Origin of the sequence: Mesorhizobium sp. LNHC252B00 (genome assembly GCF_000502955.1) — a bacterium.
In the GTDB taxonomy this organism is placed as follows: Bacteria; Pseudomonadota; Alphaproteobacteria; order Rhizobiales; family Rhizobiaceae; genus Mesorhizobium.
Map to the genome: position 1 here is coordinate 1 of NZ_AYWO01000100.1, position 647 is coordinate 647.

The 647-nt window shown below is 63.4% G+C and carries 1 protein-coding gene; it reads left to right on the top strand.

Features of this window, described 5'->3' with window-relative positions; translation table 11 throughout:
• Positions 1 to 525, top strand: a 525-nt coding sequence (locus X744_RS139730; protein WP_023763242.1) for a ScpA family protein, incomplete at its 5' end; no start/stop codon positions are given.
• Between the last annotated feature and the right edge of the window lie 122 nt (positions 526 to 647).

Sequence of the window (647 nt, forward strand, 5' to 3'; positions counted from 1 at the left end):
CAGCCGGGCGAGGAGGGCGAAAGCGGTGAGGAACTGGCGGCGGTGCTGCAGTTCCGGCTGAAGCGGCTCGAAGCCATGCGCGACGCGTCGGCGCGTCTGGTCAACCGCAACCGGCTCGGTCGCGACGTGTTCGCGCGCGGCATGCCTGAAATGGTGATCATCGAGAAGCGCAACGCCTATTCAGCGTCGCTCTACGACTTGCTGACGGCCTATGCCCAGCAGCGGCAGAAGCAGGCGATCAACAACGTGACGATCGCCAGGCGCGGTGTCTGGTCGCTCAAGGACGCGCGCGACATCCTGACCCGCCTTGTCGGGGCTGTAAGCGACTGGATGACACTGGAAAGTTTCCTGATCGTGTACATGACCAGCCCCGAGGAAAGGCGCACGGCGATCGCCAGTTCCTTCGCGGCAACATTGGAACTGGTGCGCGACGGCACGATGGACGTGCGGCAGGATCAGACATTTGCCCCGATCTATTTGCGCGGCCGCACGCAAGCAATCAAGGCAGTCGAGGTGGCACCATGAGCGAACGCGCCAACGCTTCGGTTATCCCGTTCAACGTCGAGGACGAGCCTGGGCAGGAGTCGTTCTCCGAGGATTTGGCCGAGCAGGTGCAAAACCCGGCCGAGCGTCCGCATATGGCGGAT